Source organism: Variovorax sp. OV084 (assembly GCF_900111625.1).
Taxonomy (GTDB): domain Bacteria; phylum Pseudomonadota; class Gammaproteobacteria; order Burkholderiales; family Burkholderiaceae_C; genus Variovorax.
The window spans coordinates 19,229-45,411 of record NZ_FOII01000005.1 but is presented as its reverse complement, the minus strand read 5'-3'; the positions used below and the strand labels follow the sequence as shown (position 1 = coordinate 45,411).

Genomic DNA, 26,183 nt, shown 5'->3' with positions numbered 1-26,183 from the left:
CGCTCATGCGCGGTTTTTTAAATTCCAGAAACACCGAGGAGCCGGCTTTGCCGGGCCTCAGGTGTTGCCCCCTGCAAGGGGGAGGCGAAGCGACACGAAGTGCGCGAAGCCTGGGGGTTAGCCAGAGTTATCCCGACAGCAAACCGTTGGTGCGTGCGTAGTGCAGAGCTTGGGTACGGCTCTTCACGCCGAGCCTGCGGAACAGGCGCCACAGGTGCACCTTCACCGTGTGCTCGCTGATCTCCAGGTCGGTGGCGATGTCGCGGTTGCTCATGCCCTTGTCGAGCATGGCGATCAGCTGCGTCTGCCGCTTCGACAGCTTGCCGCTGTTGGCGGCTGGCATCTCGTCGGCTTCATCTTCCGAGCCTGCCATCAGCAGGCCTCGCAAGGCAGCCGCCAGCTCGTTGGAACTGGCCGACTTCTCGATATAGGTGTCTGCGCCGGCTTCGATGCAGGCGTCCTCCATGTCCGCGGAAGGTGCCGCCGAATACACGGCAATGGGCACGTTCGGATAGACCTGCTTGACCGCGATCACGCCCGACACGCCATTGGTGTCCGGGAGCTTCAGGTCCAGGCAGAAGAGGGTGGGCGCACCACGCTGCTGCACCGAGCTCGCGAGCTTGTCGAGGCGCTCGAGCTCGACGATGTTCTCGGCCGGACGCAATCGCCGCAAGACCATCACGATCGCGTCGCGCATCAGGGGGTGGTCGTCGATGACATAAATGCTCATGTTTTCTTCCTTTGTGATCGCACCGTCTTCTCTCTTCCTGCTCATCGGCGGATAAGCCGATGGGCTTTGCCGGATCAACTCCCGCTCGTTGTGGGTGTTGCCTCCGTCAGGGCCTCCAGCGCCTCGGTGACGGCGCGTGTTCCTTCTGTGTCGATGGGTTCCAGCTGGCTGGCCAGCGTGGTCAATGCTTCGCCGCGCTGCGCCTGCAAGACCGCGATGGTACGGCCCGCTTCCTGCGGCGACGTGAATCCACGGCTTTGCAGCAGGGTTTCGCCGCGCGCATCCAACAGCTTGAAATAGAAAAGCCCGTCCGCCTTTTCGCGGTACTGCTTGAAACTTGGCTTCGCGACCTTGGCAGCCTTGGCTGCGCCCTTGTCCTTGCCGGCCGCGAGATTGCGCAGGCCGACCGCGTGGCGCAGGCTGGCCATGAACGGCTTCGACAGGGCTTGCGCCTTCTCGGCGCCGATGAGCAGGATGCGCTCGATCTCTGCCGGGTCGTTCATCAGCGCGTCGTAGCGCGCGCGCAGCGGCGCCACTTCATGGTCGATGCGCTCGAACAGCAACTGCTTGGCGTCGCCCCAACTAATGCCATTGGCGTACTCCTTGCGCAGCGACTCGGTTTCTTCGGCGCTGGCAAAGGCCTGGTAGATCTGGAACAGGGCCGAGCCCTCGGTGTCCTTGGGCTCGCCGGGCGCGCGCGAGTCGGTCACGATGCTGGAGATCTGCTTTTGCAGCTGCGCGCGCGGCGCGAACAGCGGGATCGTGTTGCCGTAGCTCTTGCTCATCTTGCGGCCGTCGAGGCCGGGCAGGGTGGCCACGGCGTCGTCGATCTCGGCTTCGGGCAGCGTGAAGTGATCGCCGTACAGGTGGTTGAAGCGCTGCGCCATGTCGCGCGCCATCTCGATGTGCTGCACCTGGTCGCGGCCCACGGGCACCTTGTGGGCGTTGAACATCAGGATGTCCGCGCCCATGAGCACCGGGTACATGAAGAGGCCGGCCGTCACGTCGGCATCAGGGTCCTCGCCCTTGGCCACGTTCTTGTCGAGCTGTGCCTTGTATGCATGTGCGCGGTTGAGCACGCCCTTGCCGGTGACGCAGGTGAGGAACCAGGTCAGCTCGGGGATCTCGACGATGTCCGACTGGCGGTAGAAGGTGACGCGCTCGGGGTCGAGCCCGCAGGCCAGCCAGCTGGCGGCAATCTCGAGCGTGGAGCGCTGGATGAGTGCCGGCTCCTGCACCTTGATGAGCGCGTGGTAGTCGGCCAGGAAGAAGAAGCTCCGCACACCGGGCGCGACGCTTTGCCGCACCGAATGGCGGATCGAACCGACGTAGTTGCCGAGGTGAGGCGTGCCCGACGGCGTGATGCCGGTCAGGACGCGCAGGGGAGCTTGAGGAGACGGAGCCATGGGACGAAGAAAGAAGACTTAGAGCAGCAACGCCTTGAGCGGGGTGATGATCAGGTTGATGACGAAGTAGCCCACGTCCATCAGCGGTCGCAGCCAGTATGTGCTGACGACGCCCGCAATGACGAGGCCCATCACGATGAAGAAGCCGTACGGTTCGATGCGTGCCAGGAACATCTGCGCCTGTCCGTTGGGCAGCAGGCCAGCCAGTACGCGGCCGCCGTCGAGCGGGGGCAGCGGGAACAGGTTGAAGGCCCACATCACGAGGTTGACGAGGATGCCGCCCTGCGCCATCTTGATGAAAAAGGATTCACTCACGCCAGCGGCAACAAGCGCCACCAGCACCAGCGCCCACAAGATCGCCTGCACGAAATTGGAGGCCGGCCCGGCCAGCGCGACCCACACCATGTCGCGCTTCGGATGACGCAGCCGCCCAAAGTTGACCGGCACCGGCTTGGCATAGCCGAACAGGAACGCACCCGAGGTCGCGAAGTACAGCATCAGCGGCATCAGGATGGTCCCGATGGGGTCGATGTGCTTCATCGGGTTGAGGGTGACGCGCCCCATGACCTCGGCCGTGTTGTCGCCGAAATGGCGAGCCACATAGCCGTGCGCTGCCTCGTGCACGGTGATCGCGAAGATCACGGGCAGCGCGTAGATCAGTACGGTCTGTATCAGGTTGGAAATATCCACTGGGCGATTGTGTCAGACGGGAGTGGTTCTCAGCCCCGATTTCAGAGGCCGAGCACAGCCAATGCACCGCGTCCCTGGCGCACCACGACCGGCTCGTCGCCAGTGCCCATGGGCGTGAGGTCGACCACCGTGGTCGGCTGCGACGGGCAGGCGCCTGCGTCGATGACGCCGGCGATCTGCTTCTCGAAGCGCTCGCGGATGATCTGCGCGTCGTTCAGCGCCTCGGTCTCGCCCGGTGCGATCAGCGTGGTGGCCAGCAGCGGTGCGCCGTGCAGCGACAGCAGCTCCAGCAGCACCTTGTGATCAGGCACGCGCAGGCCGATGGTCTTGCGCTGCGGATGGCTCACGCGGCGCGGCACTTCCTTGGTGGCTTCGAGCAGGAATGTGTAGGGGCCTGGCGTGGCCGCCTTCAGCAGGCGGTATTGCTTGTTGTCGACGCGTGCGTAGTTGGCCAGCTCGCTCAAGTCGCGGCACAGCAGCGTGAGGTGGTGCTTCTCGTCGACCTGGCGAATGCGGCGCAACTGGTCTACCGCGTCCTTGTCGTCGAGATGGCAGGCCAGCGCATAGCTGGAGTCGGTGGGCACCGCAATGATCTCGCCGCGCTCGAGCAGCGCGACGGCCTGCTTCAGCAGCCGCTGCTGCGGGTTCTCGGGGTGGACTTCGAAGTACTGGGCCATGAAAAAAACTCCGGATCAGGATTCGGCGGGCTCGATAGGCACGCGGCGCTCGCGCACCGTAAGCCACGCACCGGCCGCACCGCAGACCGCGATCATCGCCATGCCGATGAGCGAGTAACGGTCGGGCAGTTGGGAAAAGATGAGCCAGCCGCCGAGCATGGCAAAAGCGATCTGGGCATAAAGATAAGGCGTGAGCGTGGATGCCGGCGCGCGCTGGTAGGCCAGGATCAGGATGAAGTGACCCACCGTGCCCATGAAGCCCATCAGGCACAGCAGCGCCCACCAATGCCACGACTCCAGCTCGGTCCACACGAAGGGCACTGCGAGCGATGCAATCAGCGCGCCGACCCAGCCGGTATAGAAATGCATCGTGAGCGGGTTCTCGGTTTGCGCGAGCTTGCTCGTGAGCACCTGGAACCACGCATTGGTCAGCACCAGCCCGATCGGCAGCAGGATGGCCCAGCTGAAGGCCTCGCCGCCCGGTCGCAGGATGACCAGCGTGCCGATGAAGCCACCCGCCACCAGCACCCAGCGCAGCGGCGACACATATTCCTTGAGCGTGGTGGCGGCCAGCAGCGTGATCACCAGCGGCGCAATCAGCACGATCGACGTGAACTCGGCCAGCGGCATGTAGCGCAGGCTGAGGAAGGCCAGCGTGCTCGACACCAGCAGCAGCGCACCGCGCAGCAACTGGTAGCGCGGGTGCCGCGTGCGCAGCAGCGCCGTGCCATGCAGCGGCAGGAGCACGGCCGTGGTGGCCACGGCCTGGAATGCGTAGCGGAACCACACGCCCATGAGGATGGGCACGCCTGCGGTGGATGCCTTGGTTGCGGTGTCGAGCGTGGCGAAGCAGGCCACGGCCACCAGCACAAGGCCGATACCCGCGAGGATGCGGCCCGATTCGGTGTCGCGCGTCTTTTGCGCCGCAAGGCGCGCATTCGCCAGCGCAACGGTTGCCGCGTTGTCGATGCCGGTCCCGGGGTTCTGGCTCACTGCTGGATGCGGTCGCCGAGCAGTTCCCACACAGGAGTGAGCGCGCCAGGCAACGGCGGCAGCTTGCCGAGATCGCAATGACTCTCGTCGGGGCTGTGGAAATCGCTGCCGCGCGAGGCGGCGAAATCGAATTCGAGCGCCTTGTCGGCGTACTCGACATATTCGGCCGGCGTGTGGCTGCCGGTGACGACCTCGATCGCCTTGCCGCCATGCGCCTTGAATTCGAGGAACAGCGCGTATTCCTCGTTGGCCGTGAACTTGTAGCGGCCAGGGTGAGCGATCACGGCCATGCCCTTGGCTGCGGTGATCCAGTGCACGGCGTCCTTCAGCGAGGCCCAGCGGTGCGGCACGTAGCCGGGCTTGCCTTCGGTGAGGAACTTGCGGAACACCTCGGGCGTGTCGCGGCAGTGGCCCTGCTCGACGAGAAAGCGCGCGAAGTGCGTGCGCGAAATGAGTTCGGGGTTGCCGACGAACCTGAGCGCGCCTTCGTATGCACCGTGGATGCCGACCTTGGCCAGACCTTCGGACATTTCCTGCGCGCGCTTGCCGCGGCCGCCGCGTGTGTCGTAGAGGCCTTGCGACATCGCTGCGTCGTTGGCATCGAAGCCCAGGCCGACGATGTGCACCGTTTCGCCCGCGAAGGTCACCGAGATCTCGGTGCCGGTGAGGTAGCGCATGCCGTTTGCACGGGCTGCTGCTGCTGCGCGGTGTTGGCCGCCGACCTCGTCGTGGTCGGTGAGGGCCCAGAGCTCGACCCCGTTGGCAGCCGCGCGCGCGGCCAGTTCTTCGGGCGTCAGTGTGCCGTCGGAGACCACGGAGTGGCAGTGAAGATCGGCATTGAGAATGGAGGACACCCTCGCATTCTATGGGGTCTGGAACATCGATGCGGGCGCATGGATGCTGTGCAAGTTGCTATTAAATAAATAGCATTACTGTGCCGCTGCATGCGGCTCAGCGCTTCTTGCGAAAAGCCGCCCAGGCCGCCACCGCGGTGAAGCTTGCGACGATTGCCACCACGATCCAGAAGCCGTGCTTGTGGTCGGCCAGCGGAATGCCGCCGACGTTCATGCCGAACAGGCCGGCCAGGATGTTGATCGGCAGTGCCAGCACCGTGACCACCGTCAGCACGAACAGGCTGCGGTTGTTGTCCTCGTTCACGTTGGCGGCTATTTCTTCCTGCAGCAGCTTGATGCGCTCCTGCAGCGCCTGCATGTCGCGCAGCACCACCGAGAACTCCTCGGTCGAGCCGCGCAGCGCCTGCGCGTCGGGCTCGGCCATCCAGGCGGGAGGCCCTTGCAGCAGGCGGAACAGGGCGGCAGGTTCGGGCGCGAGCAGTCGCTGCAGCCGCACCAGCAGCCGCCGCAGCACGCCCAGCCGAGCGCGCTTGTGGTCGAGGCGGCCGGCGAGCAGTTCGTCTTCGATGCGGTCGATGCGCGAGGTGACGCCGCGCACGATCTTCACCAGCACGTCGGCCTGCGCGCGCAGCAGGTGTTCGAGCAGCTCGGTGCTCGAACGCGGCGCGTCGCCCGCCTTCACGGCCGTGCGCAGCGTGTCGACCGAGCGCAGCGGCTTGGTGCGCGCCGTGACCACGAGGCGCGGGCCCACGCTGATCCACAGCGTGGAGATGTCGGAGGGCTCGAAGCTGAATTCGAAGTGCACGTCGTTGATGACGGCGATCAGCGAATCGTCGGCGCGTTCGATGCGCGTGGAGGGCAGGCCTTCGTGCAGCGTCTCGTAGAAGGTGTCCGGGAGGTTCGCGTGCCGCACCAGCCAGCGCTCGGCATGCGCATGGCTCAGGTTGAAGTGCAGCCAGACGTAGGAGGGGTTCTCTTCGCCGCTCCCTTCATCGCCTTTGTCGCGTTGTTCGACCAGCCATGCCGCCGCCTGCGCGGAGTCGATGACCCGCGCGGGCTCGGGTGCGGAGGCGTCGAACAGGTAGCCGGAGATCAGTCCGGCTTCGTCGCCTCCGTAAGACTGGGAGGCGAGGTCATGGAATGCCGACAAGATGCGTGATCAGAAAATACGGGTGAACAACCAGTAGAGCGACCCCGACAGCAGCATCGCCACCGGCAGCGTCAGCACCCAGGCCAGCGCGAGGTTGCGCAGCGTGGACATCTGCAGGCCCGAGCCGCTGGCCGTCATGGTGCCGGCCACGCCGGACGACAGCACGTGCGTGGTCGACACAGGCAGCCCATACATGTCTGCTGCGCCGATGGTGATCATTGCCACCACTTCGGCCGAGGCGCCCTGCGCGTAGCTCAGGTGCGTCTTGCCGATCTTCTCGCCCACGGTGACCACGATGCGCTTCCAGCCGATCATCGTGCCCAGGCCCAGTGCGATGGCCACCGCGACCTTGACCCACAGCGGGATGAAGCGCGTGGCGCTGTCCAGTTCCTGGCGGAACGTATTGACGCGCAGTTTTGTCTCGTCGTCGAACTTGGCCGCGCCGCTCTTGTCGAGGTGGCGGATAGCTTCGGAGGCCAGGTACATGTCATTGCGCACGTTGGCGACGGCATCCGCGGGGACGCCGGCCAGCGAGCCGTGCTCGCGCACCTGCCGTCCGATGCTGCCGGCGGTCGCTGCCAGCGCGGGCACCACCGAGGGACTGAACTCGCGGGTGCGCACATAGGTGGAGAGCGTGTCGCGCGCCGCGGCGGGCTCCAGCGCGGGCAGCGAGGTCGGCGCGCTGCGGGTCAATGCGGTCTGCGCCATCTCGGCCACGGCCGCGAACTTCACGGTCTCGTTGGCGGGCATCGCGCGGTTCAGCGCGTAGGCCATAGGCACCGTGCCCACGAGGATCAGCATGATCAGCCCCATGCCCTTCTGACCGTCGTTGGAACCATGCGCGAACGACACGCCCGTGCAGGTCAGGATCAACAGGCCGCGGATCCACCACGGCGGCGGCTCGGCGCCCTTGGGTTCTTCATACAGTGCGCGGTTCTTCACGAAGGCCCGCAGCGCCAGCAGCAGCAGCGCGGCGCAGCCGAAGCCGACCATCGGCGACAGCAGCAGCGAGTAGCCTACCTTGGTGGCCTGCGCCCAGTCGACGCCGCTGGTGCCGTCGCGCCCGTGCATCAGCGCATTGGCCACGCCCACGCCGATGATCGAGCCGATCAGCGTGTGCGACGACGAAGCCGGCAGCCCCAGCCACCATGTGCCCAAGTTCCAGATGATGGCGGCGATCAGCAGCGCGAACACCATCGCGAAGCCTGCGCCCGAACCCACCTGAAGAATGAGCTCCACCGGCAGCAGCGCGATGATGCCGAAGGCCACCGCGCCGCTGGACACCAGCACGCCCAGGAAGTTGAAGAAGCCCGACCACACCACAGCGAAGTTGGGCGGCAGCGAATGGGTATAGATGACGGTCGCCACGGCGTTGGCCGTGTCATGGAAGCCGTTGACGAACTCGAAGCCCAGCGCAATCAGCAGCGCCACGCCAAGAAGCATGTAGGGCACCCAGGTGGTGACGGGCGCCCCGGAGGACGTCACGTCGCCCACCAGGCTCCAGGCCGTGAAGAGCAGGCCGGCGGCCAGCAGCCCCACGAAGGTGATCAGCGTGAGCGGACCGGGCTTGGAGTCGAGCTTGGGCCGTTGCGCGGCGGGCGCGGACGGCAACTCGGCATGCGGGGCTGCAAGCGTGTTCATGGGCGTTTCTGGGGTGTTGGAATAGCTGCAGATGGTGTTCGCGGCGTGTGACAACTCCGTGTCAACGGGCCCAAAACCGTCACGCAGCCGTCATATACGGCGAGCAGCATGCTTTTTCCTGCCCCTTTCACTCTTTCCGCCCCACCATGCCGACCAGCGCACTTCCCGACCACGAAGACCTGATGCAACGCATCGCCCGCGACCTGATCGACAGCTACGACGAAGAGCTCGAGCTGGAGATCGAAGACCGCAACATCGACGGCCTCGACCCGGCCTTGGCAACGCCGACCTCCGCCGACAAGGCCGCCCGCCAGGCCTACTTCAAGGAGCTGTTCCGCCTGCAGGGCGAGCTCGTCAAGCTGCAGGACTGGGTGCAGCACAGCAAGCAAAAAGTTGTCATCCTGTTCGAAGGCCGCGACGCGGCGGGCAAGGGCGGCGTCATCAAGCGCATCACACAGCGCCTGAACCCGCGCGTGGCCCGCGTGGCCGCGCTGCCGGCGCCCAACGACCGCGAACGCACGCAGTGGTACTTCCAGCGCTATGCCGCGCACTTGCCGGCAGCGGGCGAAATGGTGCTGTTCGACCGCAGCTGGTACAACCGCGCCGGCGTTGAGCGCGTGATGGGCTTCTGCACCGACGAAGAGTACGAAGAGTTCTTCCGGACCGTGCCCGAGTTCGAGAAGATGCTCGTGCGCTCGGGCATCAAGCTCATCAAATACTGGTTCTCCATCACCGACGACGAGCAGCACATGCGCTTCCTCGGCCGCATCCACGATCCGCTCAAGCAGTGGAAGCTCAGCCCGATGGACCTCGAAAGCCGCCGCCGCTGGGAAGAATACACCAAGGCGAAGGAAATCATGCTGGAGCGCACCCACATCCCCGAGGCGCCGTGGTGGGTGGTGCAGGCGGTCGACAAGAAGAAGGCGCGGCTGAACTGCATCAGCCATCTGCTGGGCCAGATGCCGTACCAGGAAGTGGCGCATCCGCCGGTCGAGCTGCCCGCGCGCGTGCGGCACGACGACTATCTGCGCCAGCCTGTTCCGGCCAACATGATCGTTCCGGAAATCTACTGATGTGTGCCGGGGCGGTAAGGCCGCCCCTTGTCGGGTGTTGTTAGGCCGGCCGGCGCTTTGCGTTCACACTGCGCGCCATGGCCCGTTCTTCCACCGCTTCCGTCTTTGCCCGCGCCTACGAGCGCAACCTGCGCGCGCTCACCAAGGCCACGCTGAGCAACAGCAAGCGCATCGCGGGACAGGTCCAGCGCGCCGCGGCCAAGCGGCTCAAGCCGCCGCCCGGCAAAGGCGACTGGCTCAGCGGCATGGCGATGGGCCCGGGCGGTGCACGCGGCTATCACCTGTTCCGGCCGGCCGGCTTGCAGCTGAAGCCGGGCGAGCGGCTGCCGCTCATGGTCATGCTGCACGGCTGCGGCCAGACCGGGCGCGACTTTGCCGCGAGCACGCGCATGAACGCGCTGGCCGTGCGCCAGCGCTTCCTGGTGCTCTATCTCGAGCAAGACCGGCTCGCCCATCCGCAGGGCTGCTGGAACTGGTACGAGCGTCGCTCCGGCAAGGCCGACGCCGAAGCCGCGACGCTGATGGCCGCCATCGACCAGGCCTGCATGCTGTACCCCGTGGACCGCGATCGCGTGGCGCTGGCGGGGCTCTCGGCCGGCGCGAGCATGGCAGCCTTGCTGGCCACGCGCTACCCGAATCGCTTCCGCGCCGTCGTCATGCATTCGGGCGTGGCGCCCGGCGCGGCGAAATCGCCGGCCACGGCCCTTGGCGCAATGCGCGGACAGAACGTGCCGCCGATGCCCTCCACGGCAGTCGGCAAGGCGATGGGCGCCGCGGCTGTCTTCGCCACCTTGCCGCCGATGCTGGTGCTGCACGGCGATGCCGACGCAGTCGTTGCGCCGAGCAATGCAGTCAACAGCGCCGCGGTGTGGGCCACCGCGCTGGGCGCGAAGCCCGGGCTGTCGCGCAACATGCAGCGCGGCAAGCGCCGTTCGATGCGCGTGACCGACTTCAAGCGCAAGGGCCGCACGCTCGTCACGCTGTGCGAGATCGCGGGGCTGGGCCATTCGTGGAGCGGCGGCGCATCGAAGCTGCTGTTCAGCGACCCCGAGGGGCCTGACGCCACGCGCATGACATGGGCCTTTGCGGCCGCGCAGTTCAAGGCCGCAGCGAAGGCCTGAAGAGAAGGGCGACTATGCAGCGACAGCGCCTTCGCGCGCCGCTGCCCGCCAGGCACCGGGCGCCATCCCTTTCTCTCGCTTGAAGGCTTTGCTGAACGCCGCCTCCGACTCGTAGCCCACCGCCCCTGCGATCGCGCCCAGGGCAGCGTGGCCTTGCCCCAGCATGTTGCCGGCCTTGAACATGCGCCACTGCGTGAGGTACTCCAGCGGCGCCTGTCCCACCCGCTCGCGAAAACGCTGCGCGAAGGCCGAGCGCGACAGGCTCGCGACGGAAGCAAGAGCCTCCACCGTCCAGTCGCGCGCGATGTCCTTGTGCATCGCACGCAGGGCCGGGCCAATGCGCGCGTCGGCCAGTGCGGCGAGCCAGCCCGTCTGAGATTCGCCGTTGGCCGCGACATGCGCGCGCACGGCCTGCACGAACACGATGTCGGCCAGCCGGCTCACGAGCAGGCTGGAGCCCAGGCCCGGCTCGCCGGTTTCCATGGCCAGCAGTTGCAGCGTGCCTTGCAGCGCAAGGGCGCGGGCCTGCTCCATCTTCACGTGCAGCAGCACCGGCAGCAGATCGAGCAGCGGCCGCGCGGCGCGCTGGTCGAAGTGGAACCAGCCGCAGATCACCGATGCCGCCGTACCCGTGCCGCCGAGTTCCACCAGCCCGCCGATGCGGTCACGCACGACGGAGGCACAGCTTACCGTCGGCGTGTTCGGATGGTCGCGCAGGATGTAGGGCGTGCCATGCGCCAGCACATAGCAGTCGCCCGTCGCCAGCGCCACCGGCTGCGCCATGCCCTCGATCTCCAGCAGGCAGCCGCCGCGCACCACCAGCCCGAAGCGCGCACTCTCGCCGCCCGCCAGGCTCACACCCCAGGGCGCGCCGGCTTCGAGGCGGGCATACAGGGCGCTGCGCACGCGCATGGCGGCGAAGACGTCGTCGAGCGGATCCATGAAGACTCCTGTGGCGGTGGACGAATGGACAAGATTGTCGGCTTCCTAGGCATTCACTGTCCACCGGCGGAGGCAGAAACTGCAGCCTCACTCTTCCCAGACACAGAAACAACAGGAGCAGAACATGAACGCCAGAACAGAATTTGCCGAGCTCGCCGACCGCTACGTCGCCGTCTGGAACGAACCCGACGCCGACGCGCGCCGCGCCGCCATCGCCGGCCTCTGGGTGCCCGACGGCGAGCACTACGTGCGTACGCTGAAGGCCAAGGGCTACGAGGCGCTGCAGCAGCGCGTTACCGGCTCGCACGAGAAGAACGTGCGTGACGCCGGCTTCCGCTTCATCTCCGCAGGCGATGCCCAGTTCCTGCACGACGCGGTGATGTTCCATTGGCACATGATCCCGGCTGCCGGGGGCCCGGTGGCCGCAGTCGGGCTGGAGTTACTGGTGCTGGCCGAGGACGGCCGCATCGCCACGGACTACCAGTTCATCCTGCCGACGCCCGCTGTCTGAATCCCGGCGATGACCTCCGGGGTCATTGCCGCCGTATCGCTTCCTCCCAACACTCGAGCCCATCATGACGCAGTCAAACATCGCTGCTTCGGCAGCATCGCTTTCTTCCACAGGAAGCCAGAGCACGGGCGCGACGAAGCCCGGGCGGCTGGGCTTGTGGGTCATGCTCAGCGGCACCTTCCTGGTGGTGCTGGACTTCTTCATCGTCAACGTCGCGCTGCCGTCGATGCAGCGCGAGCTGCTGGCGAGCGCGGGCACCTTGCAACTGGTGGTGGCCGGCTACGGCCTGGCCACCGCAGCGGGCCTGATCACCGGCGGCCGGCTCGGCGACCTGTTCGGTCGCCGCCGCATGTTCATGCTGGGCCTGCTGTTGTTCACGCTGGCGTCAGCCGCCTGCGGCTTTGCGCCAAACGCCGAACTGCTGGTGGCGGCGCGCGTGCTGCAGGGGCTGGCCGGCGCGCTGCTGCAGCCGCAGGTGCTGGCGATGATCGGCCTTGCATACACCGGCGAAGACCGGGCGCGTGCCTTCGCGGCCTATGGGCTCACGCTGGGGCTGGGAGCCACGCTCGGGCAGCTCGTCGGCGGCTTGCTGATCCATGCCGATGTGGCTGGTCTGGGCTGGCGCAGTTGCTTCCTCATCAACGTGCCGATCGGCCTGCTGGCGCTGATGCTTGCACCGCGCGTCATTCCGCCGCTGGCGAACAACGGCAGCAGCAAGCTCGACCTCCTCGGCATGCTGCTGGTGGCCGCGGGTTCGGTGGCCGTGGTGCTGCCGCTGGTGGAAGGCCGCGAACAGGGCTGGCCACTGTGGAGCTGGGTGTGCCTTGCGGCGGCGCTGCCGCTGCTCGCAGCCTTTGCATATCAACAGCGCCGGCTCGCTGCACGCGGCGGTGCGCCGCTCGTGGCACCGGCGCTGCTGGCCAACGGTCGCTTCGTCACGGGCCTGCTCACCACGCTGGCCTTCTATGTGGGCAATGCCTCGCTGTACTTTGTGCTCGCGCTGTACCTGCAGCAAGGCCTGGCGCTCGATGCGCTCACCTCGGGCGTCGTCTTCACTTCGCTGGCGGTCGGCTTCTTCGCGACGTCAATGGCGGGTGCGCGCCTCGCGCGGCGCTTCGGAGGCAAGCCGCCCATCGCGCTCGGTGCACTGGTGCTTGCTGCAGGGCACGCATTGCAGTTCGTCAATGTGGCCGGCTGGGCGGGGCATTCGCACGTCGTGGCGTGGATGGTGCCGCTGCTGCTGTTGCAGGGCGCGGGGCTCGGCATGGTGATGGCGCCGCTGGTGTCCACCGTGCTGGCAGGGCTGCCGCCGCAACATGCGGGCGTGGCCTCGGGCGTGCTGTCGATGGTGCAGCAGGCGAGCAATGCGCTGGGGGTGGCGTTGATCGGCATCCTCTTCTACGGGCGGCTGGGCGAGGCGACGGACATGGCCGGCTATTCGGGGGCGTTCGGTGTGGCGCTGCTGTACCTGATGGTGTCGGCCCTGGTGGTGGCTGTGCTGCATTGGCGCGGAAGCCGACAGACCTGAGCTGTGGGGGCGTGCCAAACTCCTGACCGCACAACAGGAGCGACATGGTCACCGATCTGCAACAACTGATTCAGGCGCTGCGCGACTTCGCACAAGCCCGCAACTGGGAGCAGTTCCACTCCCCCAAGAACCTCGCTTCGGCCCTCTCGGTCGAAGCCGCCGAACTGCTCGAACACTTCCAGTGGCTCACCGAAGCGCAGAGCCGCTCTCTGCCGGCAGACAAGCGCGCCGAGATCGGCACCGAGATCGCCGATGTCTTTCTCTATCTGCTGCAGCTCGCCGACAAGCTTGGCATCGACGTGATCGAGGCGGCTAGAAGCAAGATGCTGGTCAACGCGCAGAAGTACCCCGCGCCATCACCACCCGCCTGAATACCTTCCGTGTACGCCACCCGGCGTATTTCCCCTTCCTGGTGCATTCCGCAGACTCCCTCCCACGCCAGCAAAGCGCTGGCGACAAGGTTCAACCAACCCGGAGCAGGAGTCCACATGCAACGTCGTTTCACACTCAAGGCGCTCACCGCCGCCGTCGCGCTGGCCAGCATTTCTGCTGCGCCCGCTTTCGCTGCCGACACCATCAAGGTCGGCGTGCTGCACTCGCTGTCGGGCACGATGGCCATCTCTGAAACCGTGTTGAAAGACACGGTGCTGATGGCCATCGACGACATCAACAAGAAGGGCGGCGTGCTGGGCAAGCAGCTCGAGCCCGTGGTGGTCGACCCGGCCTCCAACTGGCCCCTGTTCGCTGAAAAGACCAAGCAGTTGCTCGGCCAGGACAAGGTCTCGGTGATCTTCGGCTGCTGGACCTCGGTGTCGCGCAAGTCGGTGCTGCCGGTGGTCGAGGAAATGAACGGCCTGCTGTTCTACCCGGTGCAATACGAGGGTGAAGAGCTCTCGAAGAACGTGTTCTACACGGGCGCCGCGCCCAACCAGCAAGCCATTCCGGCCGTCGACTACCTGATGAGCAAGGAAGGTGGCGGCGCCAAGCGCTGGGTGCTGCTGGGCACCGACTACGTGTACCCCCGCACCACCAACAAGATCCTGCGCGCCTACCTCAAGAGCAAGGGCGTGAAGGACACCGACATCGACGAGAAGTACACCCCCTTCGGCCACAGCGACTACCAGACCATCGTTGCCGACATCAAGAAGTTCTCGGCCGGCGGCAAGACTGCAGTGGTGTCGACCATCAACGGCGACTCCAACGTGCCCTTCTACAAGGAACTCGGCAACGCCGGCCTGAAGGCCAAGGACGTGCCCGTGGTTGCCTTCTCGGTGGGCGAAGAAGAGCTGCGCGGCGTGGACACCAAGCCGTTGGTCGGTCACCTGGCCGCATGGAACTACTTCATGTCGATCAAGAATCCGACCAACACGGCGTTCATCAAGCAGTGGAGCGACTACGCCAAGGCCAAGAACATCGCCGGCCACAAGGACAAGCCGCTCACCAACGACCCGATGGAAGCCACCTGGATCGGCATCCACATGTGGAAGCAGGCGGTCGAGAAGGCCAAGTCGACCGACACCGACAAGGTGATCGCAGCCATGGCCGGCCAGACCTTCACGGCTCCCTCGGGCATCGTGTCGAAGATGGACGAGAAGAACCACCACCTGCACAAGAGCGTGTTCATCGGCGAAATCAAGGCCGATGGCCAGTTCAACGTGGTGTGGAAGACGCCGGGTCCTGTGAAGGCCAAGCCGTGGAGCCCGTACATCGAAGGCAACGACAAGAAGCCTGACTATCCGGCTGGCAAGTCGATGTAAGTGTGTTTCTCCCTCCCCAGTGGGGGGAGGGAGCCAACCCAACTTCCATTCTCATGATGCTTCGACGAACCCTTCACTGCGCACTCGCCGCCATGCTGCTCATGGCATCGGCCGCCCACGCGCTGACCGCCGACGAAGCCCGGGCCATCGCCTCCGGCGAATCCGAAGCCCGCATCGCCGCGCTCAACAAGGCCGTGCTCACGGCCGACGACAAGACCACCGCCTTCATCCAGGCCATGTCCGACGACGCGGTCAAGTACACCGAAGACAAGGTCTTCGTGATGAAGGACGACAAGGGCTACGACCCCGTCACCGGCGCCGAGCTGAAGGTGCCCGACACCGCCGAAGACGTCGTCAACAACAACCTCATGCGCGGCGCGCTCGATGCCGCTCAGGCCGCGCTCAAGCTCACGAGCAAGGACGACGCGGTGCGCGCCGAAGCCGCGCAGGCGCTCTTCAAGGAGCCCGACGAATCGCGCGTGCCCATGGTCGAGAAGGCGCTGGCCGCCGAGACCAATCCGAAGATCAAGGCGCAGCTCGAACTGGTGCGCGCCGCCAGCATGCTCACCAGCGCCGACAAGGCCAAGCGCCTCATCGCCGCCAAGGAGCTCGGCAACAACCGCAACCCCGACACCAAGCTGCTGCTCAACCAGCGCCTGGCCGACGAAACCGAGGCGGACGTCAAGGCCGCCATCGTCGCTTCCATTGCCAGCATCGACGGCGCGCTGGTCTGGGGAGACCGCATCAACGCCGTGTTCAGCGGCATCAGCCTGGGCTCGGTGCTGCTGCTGGCCGCGCTCGGCCTGGCCATCACCTACGGGCTGATGGGCGTGATCAACATGGCGCACGGCGAGCTGATGATGATCGGCGCCTACGCCACCTACGTGATGCAGGGCATCTTCCAGAAGTACGTGCCCGAGGCGGCCTTCGGCTTGTACCTGGTCGCGGCCATTCCGGTCTCGTTCCTCGCGTCGGCGCTCGTGGGCGCGGTGTTGGAGCGCGGCGTGATCCGTTTCCTCTACGGCCGACCTCTCGAAACGCTGCTCGCCACCTGGGGCATCAGCCTGATGCTGCAGCAGCTCGTGCGCACGCTGTTCGGTGCGCAGAACGTCGGCGTCGAAAACCCCGGCTGGATGAGCGGCGGCTTCACCATGCTGAGCAACGTCACGCTGCCGTGGAACCGCATCTGCATCATCATCTTCGCCGCTCTGGTATTGCTTGCGATGGGCTGGCTCATCGGCAAGACGCGCCTGGGCCTCTTCGTGCGCGGCGTTACGCAGAACCGTCCGATCGCCTCGTGCATGGGTGTGAACACCGCGCGCATCGACACCTACGCCTTCGCGCTCGGCTCCGGCATCGCGGGCCTTGCCGGCTGTGCGCTGAGCCAGATCGGCAACGTCGGCCCCGACCTGGGCCAGAGCTACATCGTCGACAGCTTCATGGTGGTCGTGATGGGCGGCGTCGGCCAGCTTGCGGGCACCGTGTATGCGGCGCTGGGGCTGGGCATTCTCAACAAGTTCATCGAAGGCTGGGCGGGCGCGGTGCTCGCGAAGATCGCGGTGCTTGTCTTCATCATCATCTTCATCCAGAAGCGGCCGCAAGGCATCTTCGCTATGAAAGGCCGGAGCGCTGAGGCATGAGCAAGGTCGTACTTCCAACCAAGGGGCCGCTGCTGAGCGGCAAGGGCTGGACGGCCTTCTTCGTCGCGCTGATCGTGGTGTGCGCGGTGGCACCGGTGCTCAACATCTGGGTGCCGGTCGACAGCCCGCTGCACATGAGCGACTACGCGGTGGCGCTGGTCGGCAAGATCATGTGCTACGCCATCTGCGCGCTGGCCATGGACCTGATCTGGGGCTACACCGGCATCCTCTCGCTGGGCCATGGCCTGTTCTTCGCGCTCGGCGGCTACATGATGGGCATGTACCTCATGCGCCAGATCGGCCGCGACGGCAATTACAAGAGCGACCTGCCCGACTTCATGGTGTTCCTCGACTGGAAGACGCTGCCCTGGCACTGGACCTTCAGCGACAGCTTCATCGCCACGCTGATTTTGATCGTCGCGGTGCCGGGCCTCATCGCCTTCGTGTTCGGCTTCTTCGCCTTCCGCTCGCGCATCAAGGGCGTGTACTTCTCGATCATCACGCAGGCCATGACATTCGCGGCCATGCTGCTGTTCTTCCGCAACGAGACGGGCTTCGGCGGCAACAACGGCTTCACCGACTTCAAGCGCATCCTGAATATTCCGATTGCCACGCAGGAAATGCGAATGACGCTGTTCGCGCTCACCGGCGCCACGCTGCTGGGCTTCTTCCTGTTCGCAAAGTGGCTCATCGGCAGCAAGTTCGGCCGCGTGCTGCAGGCCATTCGCGACGCCGAAACGCGCGTGATGTTCTCGGGCTACAACCCGCTGCCGTACAAGCTCACGATCTGGGTCATCTCCGCCATCATGTGCGGCGTGGCCGGCGCGCTGTACGTGCCGCAGGTCGGCATCATCAACCCGGGCGAGATGAGCGCGGCCAACTCCATCGAGATCGCCATCTGGGCCGCCGTGGGCGGACGCGCGACGCTGATCGGCCCCATCATCGGCGCCTTCATCGTCAACGGCGCGAAGAGCTGGCTCACCGTGGCCTACCCCGAGTACTGGCTGTACTTCCTGGGTGCCTTGTTCATTGCTGTCACGCTGTTCCTGCCGAACGGCATCGTGGGGTTGGTGCGCAAGTGGGTGTCGAGGGAGAAGAAGCCGGTGTCGCCCGAGCCCGTGCAGGATGCTGCACGGCGCTCGGTTGCGGCGGAGCAGGGCGTCGAGCCCGATGCGCTGGCCTCGCTGCCCGTGGACGCGAAGGGAGCACGCGCATGACGCCCGACCTGATGGAAGCCGGCGCCGAGCGCGCGGCACGCGCCAGCGGCATTCACTACGCGAGCGGCAGCACCGAATCGGGCGGCCGCGCCGCAGATTTCGGCCGCCATGTCACGCCGGGCGAAGTCGACGTCACGCATGGCCGCATCCTCTACCTCGAAGACGTCAGCGTGAGCTTCGACGGCTTCAAGGCCATCAACAAGCTGTCGCTCGACATCGCGCCAGGCGAGCTGCGCTGCATCATCGGCCCCAACGGCGCGGGCAAGACCACGATGATGGACATCATCACCGGCAAGACGCGGCCCGATTCGGGCACCGTGTTCTTCGGCAGCACCATCGACCTGCTGCGCCACCGCGAAGCGGACATCGCGCAATTGGGCATCGGCCGCAAGTTCCAGAAGCCGACAGTGTTCGAGCACCTGACCGTGTTCGAGAACCTCGAGCTCGCGCTGAAGACCAACAAGGGCGTGCGTGCCTCGATGCTCTTCAGGCTCGACTCGGCACAAAGCGACCGCCTGGCCGAGGTGCTGGAAACCATCCACCTCGCCGACAGCGTGTCGCGCCTGGCCGGCAACCTGAGCCACGGCCAGAAGCAGTGGCTCGAAATCGGCATGCTGCTGATGCAGGACCCGAAGCTGCTGCTGCTCGACGAGCCCGTCGCAGGCATGACCGATGAAGAGACGGCGCGCACCGCCGAGCTGTTCCTCACCCTCAAGGGCAAGCATTCGCTGATGGTGGTGGAGCACGACATGAGCTTCATCCGCACCATCTCCGAGATCGTCACCGTGCTGTGCGACGGCTCCGTGCTGGCGCAAGGCACGCTGGACGAAGTGCAGGCCGACGAGCGGGTGATCGAGGTCTATCTGGGCCGCTGAGGAACTGAACCCATGCTGACAGTCAAGAACATCCACCAGTACTACGGCGGCTCCCACATCCTCCGGGACGTGAGCTTCGAGGCAACGCTCGGCAAGGTCACGGTATTGCTGGGCCGCAACGGCGTAGGCAAGACCACGCTGCTGAAGTCGCTCATGGGCCTGGTGCCCATCAAGAGCGGCAGCATCGAACTCGAAGGCAGGCCCATCCACAAGGCCACGCCTTACGACAGGGCAAGAGCCGGCATCGGCTTCGTCCCGCAGGGCCGCGAGATCTTTGCGCGGCTCACGGTCGAGGAAAACCTGCGCATGGGCCTGGCCTACAAGAGCGGCAGCACGCCCATTCCGTCGGAGCTGTTCGACCTGTTCCCCGTGCTCAAGCAGATGATCAGCAGAAGAGGCGGCGACCTCTCCGGCGGGCAGCAGCAGCAGCTTGCGATCGCCCGGGCCCTCGCGCCCAAGCCCAAGCTGCTGATCCTCGACGAGCCTACCGAAGGCATCCAGCCCAGCATCATCAAGGACATCGGCCGCGTCATCCGCATGCTGGCCGACCGCGGCGACATGGCCATCGTGCTGTGCGAGCAGTACTACGACTTCGCCCAGGAACTGGCCGACGACTACCTCGTGATGGAGCGGGGCGAAGTCATTGCCCGCGGCCTTGGCAAGGACATGGAGGCGCAGGGCGTGCGCCAGCTCGTCGCCATCTGAACCCCTTGGGCAGGGCTTCGAAGCCCTGCCAGTACAAGGCCTTGGGCAACTGCGTATCGGCAGAAATTCAGGGTTTACCCTAAAATCCGGCTTCTGCCCGCGGCCGCCGGGCACCTTCCCAGGAGCCTGGCCTTGAACGCCTCCCCACCCGCGCTGGACAGCGCGGACACCGATATTTCCGTTTCTTCCTCTCCCGCCGCGCCCGTCAACTTCCTGCGCGCGGTGCTCGCACTTGGCGTCGGCGGCTTTGCCATCGGCACCGGCGAATTCGTCATCATGGGCCTGTTGCCCGAAGTGGCGAAGGACATCGACGTCAGCATCCCGCAGGCAGGCCACGTCATCAGCGCCTACGCGCTCGGCGTGGTCATCGGCGCGCCCGTGCTCGCGGTGCTCGCCGCAGGCTGGCGCCGCCGCGCGCTGCTGATCGCGCTCATGGCCGTGTTCGCGGCCGGCAACTTCGCCAGCGCCGCGGCCCCCAACTATTTGCTGCTGAACCTGCTGCGCTTTGCCACCGGCCTGCCGCACGGCACCTACTTCGGCGTGGCCGCGCTCGTGGCCGCCACGCTCGCGCCACCGGGGCGCCGCGCGCGGGCCGTGGGGCTCGTCATGCTGGGGCTCACCGGCGCCACGCTGGTCGGCGTGCCCATCGCCGCCTGGCTGGGCCAGATCTTCGGTTGGCGCGCCGCCTTCGTGTTCGTCGGCGTGATCGCGCTGGTAGCCATCGCGCTGCTGCGCCGCGACATCCCCGACCTCGCGGCGCCCGCAGGCGCCAGCCCGTGGCGCGAACTCGGCGCGCTCAAGCGCAAGCAGGTGTGGTTCACGCTCGGCATCGGCGCCATCGGCTTCGGCGGCATGTTCTCGGTGTTCAGCTACATCAAGCCCACGCTCATCGAAGTGGCTGGCATGCCGCTGGGCGGCGTGCCCTTCGTGCTGGCGCTGTTCGGCCTGGGCATGGTCACCGGCAACCTCGTGGGCTCGCGCCTGGCCGACAAGTCGCTCATGCGCACCATCGGCGGCCTGCTGGTCTATGCGGCGCTGGTGCTCGCGATGTTCACCTTCGCGGCGCACAACGTCTTTACCGCGGCGTTCAACGTGTTCCTCATCGGCACCACCGTGGCCATCGGCCCGGCGCTGCAGATCCGCCTGATGGACGTGGCCGGCGATGCGCAGACGCTCGCCGCCGCGCTCAACCACTCGGCCTTCAACATGGCCAACGCGCTCGGCGCGTGGCTCGGCGGCGTGGCCATTGCCGCGGGCCTGGGCTGGACCTCGACCGGCTGGGTCGGTGCCTTGCTGGCGCTGGCGGGCATGGGCGTGTTCGGTTGGGCGATTGCGAGCGCGCGTGCCGAAGCGCGCCGGCCCGAAACGGTTACTTGCTGAGGGCCGTGCCCTCGGGCGCGCCGCGTTCGCGCAGCAGCGTGGCGAAGCGGCGAAGCTCCGCTGCGTTCAGGTCCGACACCGCCCACGCCTGCATGCCGCCCTGGGCCCATCGCGCCAGCTGGTAGCCCTGGCGCGTGGAGAACACCGGGCCCTGTGCCTTCGCATCGGCCGCCGGCCAGACGAACACATTGATCACATGCGGCCCTGAGCGATAGACCAGCGCAGCAACTGTGCGCCCATCGAGGTAGTCGAGCCGCCCGCCAGTCAACGAAAAGCCTTCCGCAGCCAGGTCGATCACCGGCGGTGAAAAGTCGAGCTTGCCGGCGAACCACGGCTTCACCGTGTGCTGGTCGGACGAGGCCACGTCGGCCAGGTGCGAGGCCATCAGCGAGCGCACGTGGTTTGCGGTGACGGCTTCGGCGAGCGCGTCCTGCGGCGGCACCGGCGTCGCGAGCAGCATCAGCGCAAGGCCCCATGCCGTCGCCGCGCCCGTGCCGAACCACGCCAGGCCTTGCCACAAGCCGCGACGAGGCTGCTGCACCGGCGTGGGTGCGGTCACTGCCTCGGCGCGCACCGCCTGCCCGATGCGCTCGGCCAGCCCATCCGGCGGCGTGTGCCGCACGGCGTGACGCCGGATCAGCGTTCCCAGTTCTTCTTCAGACATTGACATGGTGGATCTTTCCTCCAGCGTCGCCAGCGGGCCGTTCGTCGCGCAGGCTGTCGCGCAGCAAGGCCCGCGCGCGCGACAGCCGCGACATCACCGTGCCCAGCGGCACGCCGGCAATGCGCGCGATGTCCTCGTAGCGCATCTCTTCGAGCTCGCGCAGCACGATCACTTCGCGGTACACCGGCGGCAGCGCGTCGATGGCGGCATTGATGCGCTCGCCCTGTGCACGCTGCTCCCATTGCCGGGCCGGATCGCCGGCCTGCGCTGAAGAGTGACCATCAGCCGCCTCGCTGTCGCGCAGTTCGTCGAACTCGACCTGGTCGGCCAACTGCCGGTTCTGCCGCATCCAGTCGTAGCAGGCATTGCGCACGATGCCCAGAAGCCAAGGCCGCGCGCTCTCGCCGCGCAGCCCGTCGAAAAAACGGAACGCACGCAGGTACGCCTCCTGCACCGCATCGTCGGCCAGCTGGTCGTCGCGCAACAACCAGCGCGCAAGATTCCACGCCGCATCGAGATGCGGCAACGCTGCGGCTTCGAACTGGCGTGTGCGATCGGTCGTCAACAGGCTCAATGGGCTCCTTCTTCCTGCATGACGGAGTGGCCTGGCGCCTTATTCCATCTTCTCCATCTTTTTTTACCGACCCGCGTGGAATAAGCAGGGCACGCCATGCGTCATGCCCTGTGCGGATTCTGCTTGCTTCCGTTCAATTCCCCAGGAGGTCTTCACCATGCTCGCCATTCCCGGTTTCGCACGCATCCTCGTACTGCTCTCGGCCCTGGCCGCCTCGGCCGCCCCCGCCTTGGCCGCCGGGCCCAAGGCCTACGTCGGCAACTTCAAGGACAGCACCGTCAGCGTGATCGACACCGGCACCGAGCGCGTCGTCGCCACCGTGCCGGTGGCGGCCGGGCCGGACGGCATCATCGTCGCGCCGGGCGGGCGCAGTGTGTTCGTCAGCGGCTCCAGTGCTTCGACTGTGAGCGAGATCGATGCCGCCACCGACCACGTCGCGCGCAACATCGACGTCGGCAAAGGCCCGCAGGGCCTGGCCATGACGGCGGACGGCAAGTGGCTGCTGGTGGCCGTCAACGGCGACGACCGCGTGGCCTTCGTCGACACCACGGCCCACGGCGTGAGCGCCACCGTGCCGGTGCCCAAGCCGCACACCATCGCCATCCGACCCGACGGGCGTCAGGCCTACGTTGCGTCGCAGGAGCCCGGCCATTTCGCGCTGGTCGTGATCGACATGGCCACCCGCAGCGTGGTCACCGAGATCCCGCTCGACAAGCCGCCGCGCGACCTGGAGTTCGGCCACGACGGCAAGGCGCTGTACCTCACGCTGGCTGGCGTGCCTGCAGTGCAGGTGCTCGACCCTGCCACCAACCAGTGGAGCGCGCCGGTGCCCACGGGCGTGTCGCCGCACATCGCACAGCACTTCGCGGGCATGGCCAGCGGGGTGGTGGTGGTGCAGGGCCCGGGCGAAGTCATGCTGTTCGACCCGGCCACGCGTGCGGCGGTGCGCAGCATCGGCGTGGGCAAGCAGCCGCATTGGCTCGACCTGTCGGCGGACGGCAAGAAGCTGTGGGTGAGCAACGAAGGCTCGAATGACGTCAGCGTGGTCGATCTTGCGGGGGGGCCGGTGCACACGGTGGCGGTGGGCAACGCGCCGCGCAAGGTCGCGGTGCAGCGCGTCGTGGCCGCCGAAGCCGCGCATGCCGGTAGCTCCAGCCACGTGACTATCCGCAACTTCGCCTTCGAGCCCGCGCAGATCACGGTCAAGGCCGGTCAGCGCGTGAGCTGGCAGAACGACGACGGCGCGCCGCACGGCGTTGTCTTCAAGGACGGCGGCACCGGCATCGACCTGCTGCTGCCCGGCAAGACCTTCGCCCGCACCTTCGACAAGCCGGGCACCTACGACTACGTGTGCTCGGTGCACCCTTACATGACGGCGCGCGTGACGGTCATTTCCCCCTGAGCTGCGCGCAGGCGATGCGGTGCCTATGATGGTTGAGCGGGCCAGGCATGTGCACGGCCCCTTCGCTTCCAAGGAGCCAACCCCCATGAGCATTCCCACCACGCGGCTCGGCCGCACCGGCCTTACCGTGTCCCGCCTTGCCCTCGGCACCATGACCTTCGGCCTGCAGACCGACGAGACGGTGTCGCACCAGATCCTCGACAAGGCTGCCGAAGGCGGCATCAACTTCCTCGACACCGCCGACGTGTACCCGCTCGGCGGCACCGTCGAAACCACCGGCCGTACCGAAGAGATCATCGGCCGCTGGCTGCAGAAGCAGGGCCCCACGGGCCGCCGCCGTTTCGTCGTCGCCACCAAGGCGGTCGGCAAGGTCGGCCCCAACAGCTGGGACCAGGGCGCGTCGCGCAAGCACCTGCTGGACGCCATCGACGCCTCGCTCAAGCGGCTGCAGACCGACCACGTCGACCTGTACCAGCTGCACAGCGACGACCGCGAGACGCCGCTCGAAGAAAGCCTGGAGGCGCTCGACATCATCGTGAAGTCGGGGCGCGCACGCTACATCGGCGTGTCGAACTTCCTGGCCTACCGCCTGGCGCGCGCGCTGGGCAAGGCCGAGCTGCACAAGCTCACGCGCTATGTGTCGGTGCAGCCGCGCTACAGCCTGCTGTTCCGCGAGATCGAGCGCGAGCTGCTGCCGCTGGTTGGCGAAGAGGGGCTGGGCGTGATTCCCTACAACCCCCTGGCGGGTGGCCTGCTGACCGGCAAGTACAAGCCCGGTGCCAAGCCCGAGGAAAACACCCGCTTCACGCTCGGCACCGCGGGCAACATGTACCAGGACCGCTACTGGAACGAGCGCAGCTTCAACACCGTGACGCAACTGCACAAGCTGGCCGACGAGGCGGGCGTGCCGCTGGCAACGCTGGCCGTGGCGTGGGTGATGGCGAATCCGCTGATCACCGCGCCGCTGCTCGGCGCGAGCCGGCCCGACCAGCTCGACGCGACGCTGGCCGCCGCCGAATACAAGCTCGATCCGGCGCTGAAGCAGAAGCTCGACGAGCTGACCGCCGAGTACCGCAAGGGCGATGCCCCGCGCTGACGCTGAAACTGTCAGAACTGTCAGTTAGTCGACAGCGAGGGGTTTGATGAGGGTGCCTAGAGTGCCCTCATCATGGTTCTTTCCGACGTACCTCCTCTCTCGCGCGCGGCCCTCGCGCTGGCCGTTTTGGTCCTCGCAGGCTGCGCTGTCGGCCCCGACTACGTCCGCCCGCAGATGGACGTGCCGGTCGCCTACAAGGAAACCGGCGGCCCCTGGAAAACCGCTGCCCCGCAGACCATCGACGCCAGCCACCCCTGGTGGGACGCCTACGGCGACAGCACACTCAGCGCGCTGATCGTGCAGGCCAACGCGGCCAACCAGAACATCCGCGTCGCCGAGGCGCAGTACCGCGAGGCGCAGGCCATCACCGCGGCAGCGCGCGCCAACTTCTTCCCGACCGTCGGCATCAACGCCGGTGCCACCCGTGCACAAAGCAACAGCACCGGCACCGTCAAGCTAGGCACCACCGACACCCTCGGCTTCGCCGCCAGCTGGGAGCCCGACATCTGGGGCGCGGTGCGCCGCTCGGTCGAGGCCGGCAGCGCGAGCGAGCAGGCCAGCGCCGACGACCTCGCCGGCGCGCGGCTCAGCATCCAGACCACGCTCGCGCAAGACTATTTGCAGATCCGCGTGATCGACCTGCAACGCGACCTGTACGCCAGCACCACCACCGCCTACGCCAAGGCGCTCGAGCTCACGCAGCACCAGTACGCGGCCGGCACCGTGCTGCGCTCCGACGTGGCGCTGGCAGAAAGCCAGCTCAAGACGGCGCAGGCACAGGCCGTGGACCTCGACGCCCAGCGCGCCCTGCTCGAACACGCCATCGCGGTGCTGACGGGGCAGGCGCCCGCGTCGTTCTCGCTGCCGGCGCTCGAATCGTCGTCGCAGCCGCCCACGGCCGAAACGCTTTCTTCGGCCACCGCGCTGCGCGTGCAGCTCCCGGTCACGCCAACGGGCCTGCCTTCGGAGCTGCTCGAACGCCGCCCCGACATCGCCGGCGCCGAGCGCCGCGTGCAGGCAGCGAACGCCAACATCGGCGTGGCCAAGGCCGCGTACTTCCCGCAGATCGTGCTCAGCGCCAGCGGCGGCTTCAGCGCGGCCACGCTGGGCACGCTGTTCAACACGCCCAGCCGCGTGTGGTCGCTCGGCGCGGCGCTGGCGCAGACCGTGTTCGACGGCGGCTTGCGCAAGGCGCACACCGACCAGGCCGTGGCCACCTACGACGCCTCGGTCGCGCAATACAAGCAGACCGTGCTCGGCGGCTTCCAGCAGGTGGAAGACAACCTCGCCACCCTGCGCGTGCTCGAGAACGAATCCGCCCTGCAGGCCGATGCCGTGCGCGCCGCGCAACTCGCCGAGCGCCTGGCCCTGAGCCAGTACCGCGCCGGCACCGCCACCTACCTCAGTGTGGTGACGGCGCAGACGCTCTCGCTCACCAACCAGCGCACGGCCGCGCAGGTGCTCGGCCGCCAGCTGGCAGCCAGCGTCTCGCTGATCGCGGCCACGGGCGGCGGCTGGAACGCCGCCGATGCCGCACAAAAGACTTCCGGAAATTGA

25 protein-coding genes are annotated in these 26,183 nt (G+C 66.8%); 14 read left to right on the top strand and 11 right to left on the bottom strand.

What is annotated here, in order from left to right; genetic code table 11:
* Window positions 1-127: 127 nt before the first annotated feature.
* From BMW87_RS15320 to BMW87_RS15285, 8 genes are all read right to left on the bottom strand, one after another.
* Window positions 128-730 (bottom strand): LuxR C-terminal-related transcriptional regulator, encoded by a 603-nt coding sequence (locus BMW87_RS15320; RefSeq protein ID WP_093058637.1) that lies wholly within the window; start codon window positions 728-730, stop codon window positions 128-130.
* A gap of 74 nt (window positions 731-804) precedes the next feature.
* Window positions 805-2,136 (bottom strand): tryptophan--tRNA ligase, encoded by a 1,332-nt coding sequence (locus BMW87_RS15315; RefSeq protein ID WP_093077240.1) that lies wholly within the window; start codon window positions 2,134-2,136, stop codon window positions 805-807.
* An 18-nt stretch (window positions 2,137-2,154) separates the two neighbouring features.
* Window positions 2,155-2,826 carry a site-2 protease family protein gene (locus BMW87_RS15310; protein WP_093077238.1) on the bottom strand — a complete coding sequence of 224 codons (672 nt, stop codon included), beginning with the start codon at window positions 2,824-2,826 and terminating at the stop codon, window positions 2,155-2,157.
* A 41-nt stretch (window positions 2,827-2,867) separates the two neighbouring features.
* Window positions 2,868-3,503, bottom strand: coding sequence for an L-threonylcarbamoyladenylate synthase (locus tag BMW87_RS15305; RefSeq protein WP_093077237.1), 636 nt, complete (start codon window positions 3,501-3,503; stop codon window positions 2,868-2,870).
* Between the two features lie 15 nt (window positions 3,504-3,518).
* The gene (locus BMW87_RS15300) at window positions 3,519-4,496 is read right to left on the bottom strand and encodes a DMT family transporter (protein WP_093077235.1); all 978 of its coding nucleotides are present in this window, start codon (window positions 4,494-4,496) and stop codon (window positions 3,519-3,521) included.
* A complete protein-coding gene (locus BMW87_RS15295) occupies window positions 4,493-5,350 on the bottom strand; it encodes a 3',5'-nucleoside bisphosphate phosphatase (RefSeq protein ID WP_093058607.1) in 858 nt (285 codons plus the stop codon). The genes BMW87_RS15300 and BMW87_RS15295 overlap by 4 nt, the downstream gene beginning before the upstream one ends.
* Before the next feature lie 97 nt (window positions 5,351-5,447).
* Complete coding sequence (locus BMW87_RS15290; protein ID WP_093077234.1) at window positions 5,448-6,500, bottom strand: transporter; 1,053 nt, start codon at window positions 6,498-6,500, stop codon at window positions 5,448-5,450.
* Window positions 6,501-6,509: 9 nt separating this feature from the next.
* Window positions 6,510-8,141 (bottom strand): inorganic phosphate transporter, encoded by a 1,632-nt coding sequence (locus BMW87_RS15285; RefSeq protein WP_093077232.1) that lies wholly within the window; start codon window positions 8,139-8,141, stop codon window positions 6,510-6,512.
* A 146-nt stretch (window positions 8,142-8,287) separates the two neighbouring features.
* Between BMW87_RS15285 and ppk2 the strand changes: the two genes are divergently transcribed.
* Complete coding sequence (gene ppk2 / locus BMW87_RS15280; protein ID WP_093077231.1) at window positions 8,288-9,214, top strand: polyphosphate kinase 2; 927 nt, start codon at window positions 8,288-8,290, stop codon at window positions 9,212-9,214.
* Window positions 9,215-9,291: 77 nt separating this feature from the next.
* A complete protein-coding gene (locus tag BMW87_RS15275) occupies window positions 9,292-10,335 on the top strand; it encodes an extracellular catalytic domain type 1 short-chain-length polyhydroxyalkanoate depolymerase (protein WP_093077229.1) in 1,044 nt (347 codons plus the stop codon).
* Between the two features lie 12 nt (window positions 10,336-10,347).
* Here the strand turns inward: BMW87_RS15275 and BMW87_RS15270 are convergent, their stop codons facing one another.
* Window positions 10,348-11,277, bottom strand: a complete 930-nt coding sequence (locus BMW87_RS15270) for an AraC family transcriptional regulator (protein WP_093058612.1) — start codon at window positions 11,275-11,277, stop codon at window positions 10,348-10,350.
* Window positions 11,278-11,401: 124 nt separating this feature from the next.
* Here BMW87_RS15270 and BMW87_RS15265 point away from each other — a divergent pair, with 124 nt between their 5' ends.
* From BMW87_RS15265 to BMW87_RS15225, 9 genes are all read left to right on the top strand, one after another.
* The gene (locus BMW87_RS15265; protein WP_093077228.1) at window positions 11,402-11,788 is read left to right on the top strand and encodes a nuclear transport factor 2 family protein; all 387 of its coding nucleotides are present in this window, start codon (window positions 11,402-11,404) and stop codon (window positions 11,786-11,788) included.
* A gap of 64 nt (window positions 11,789-11,852) precedes the next feature.
* A complete protein-coding gene (locus tag BMW87_RS15260; RefSeq protein WP_093077226.1) occupies window positions 11,853-13,316 on the top strand; it encodes an MFS transporter in 1,464 nt (487 codons plus the stop codon).
* 44 nt (window positions 13,317-13,360) lie between these two features.
* Window positions 13,361-13,687 carry a nucleotide pyrophosphohydrolase gene (locus BMW87_RS15255; RefSeq protein WP_093077225.1) on the top strand — a complete coding sequence of 109 codons (327 nt, stop codon included), beginning with the start codon at window positions 13,361-13,363 and terminating at the stop codon, window positions 13,685-13,687.
* A gap of 117 nt (window positions 13,688-13,804) precedes the next feature.
* Window positions 13,805-15,073 carry an urea ABC transporter substrate-binding protein gene (gene urtA / locus BMW87_RS15250; RefSeq protein ID WP_093058616.1) on the top strand — a complete coding sequence of 423 codons (1,269 nt, stop codon included), beginning with the start codon at window positions 13,805-13,807 and terminating at the stop codon, window positions 15,071-15,073.
* Between the two features lie 92 nt (window positions 15,074-15,165).
* Complete coding sequence (gene urtB / locus BMW87_RS15245) at window positions 15,166-16,713, top strand: urea ABC transporter permease subunit UrtB (protein ID WP_093077223.1); 1,548 nt, start codon at window positions 15,166-15,168, stop codon at window positions 16,711-16,713.
* On the top strand, window positions 16,710-17,930 hold the full coding sequence (gene urtC / locus BMW87_RS15240) for an urea ABC transporter permease subunit UrtC (protein ID WP_093077222.1): 1,221 nt from the start codon (window positions 16,710-16,712) through the stop codon (window positions 17,928-17,930). Before urtB ends, urtC begins: the two co-directional genes overlap by 4 nt.
* A complete protein-coding gene (urtD, locus tag BMW87_RS15235) occupies window positions 17,927-18,805 on the top strand; it encodes an urea ABC transporter ATP-binding protein UrtD (protein WP_093058619.1) in 879 nt (292 codons plus the stop codon). The genes urtC and urtD overlap by 4 nt, the downstream gene beginning before the upstream one ends.
* Window positions 18,806-18,817: 12 nt before the next feature.
* A complete protein-coding gene (urtE, locus tag BMW87_RS15230) occupies window positions 18,818-19,510 on the top strand; it encodes an urea ABC transporter ATP-binding subunit UrtE (protein WP_093077220.1) in 693 nt (230 codons plus the stop codon).
* Window positions 19,511-19,642: 132 nt separating this feature from the next.
* On the top strand, window positions 19,643-20,890 hold the full coding sequence (locus BMW87_RS15225) for an MFS transporter (protein ID WP_093077219.1): 1,248 nt from the start codon (window positions 19,643-19,645) through the stop codon (window positions 20,888-20,890).
* On the opposite strand, the gene BMW87_RS15220 is transcribed toward BMW87_RS15225, so the two are convergent.
* Together BMW87_RS15220 and BMW87_RS15215 are read right to left on the bottom strand one after the other, a co-directional pair.
* The gene (locus BMW87_RS15220; RefSeq protein WP_093077217.1) at window positions 20,880-21,560 is read right to left on the bottom strand and encodes an anti-sigma factor family protein; all 681 of its coding nucleotides are present in this window, start codon (window positions 21,558-21,560) and stop codon (window positions 20,880-20,882) included. The genes BMW87_RS15225 and BMW87_RS15220 overlap by 11 nt on opposite strands.
* On the bottom strand, window positions 21,547-22,119 hold the full coding sequence (locus BMW87_RS15215) for a sigma-70 family RNA polymerase sigma factor (RefSeq protein WP_093077598.1): 573 nt from the start codon (window positions 22,117-22,119) through the stop codon (window positions 21,547-21,549). Before BMW87_RS15215 ends, BMW87_RS15220 begins: the two co-directional genes overlap by 14 nt.
* 166 nt (window positions 22,120-22,285) lie before the next feature.
* Between BMW87_RS15215 and BMW87_RS15210 the strand changes: the two genes are divergently transcribed.
* The 3 genes from BMW87_RS15210 to BMW87_RS15200 all read left to right on the top strand — a co-directional run bounded on the left by BMW87_RS15210 (window position 22,286) and on the right by BMW87_RS15200 (window position 26,183).
* Complete coding sequence (locus tag BMW87_RS15210; RefSeq protein WP_093077216.1) at window positions 22,286-23,530, top strand: YVTN family beta-propeller repeat protein; 1,245 nt, start codon at window positions 22,286-22,288, stop codon at window positions 23,528-23,530.
* Window positions 23,531-23,615: 85 nt separating this feature from the next.
* Window positions 23,616-24,626 (top strand): aldo/keto reductase, encoded by a 1,011-nt coding sequence (locus tag BMW87_RS15205; RefSeq protein ID WP_093077214.1) that lies wholly within the window; start codon window positions 23,616-23,618, stop codon window positions 24,624-24,626.
* 72 nt (window positions 24,627-24,698) lie between these two features.
* Window positions 24,699-26,183 carry an efflux transporter outer membrane subunit gene (locus BMW87_RS15200; protein WP_093077213.1) on the top strand — a complete coding sequence of 495 codons (1,485 nt, stop codon included), beginning with the start codon at window positions 24,699-24,701 and terminating at the stop codon, window positions 26,181-26,183.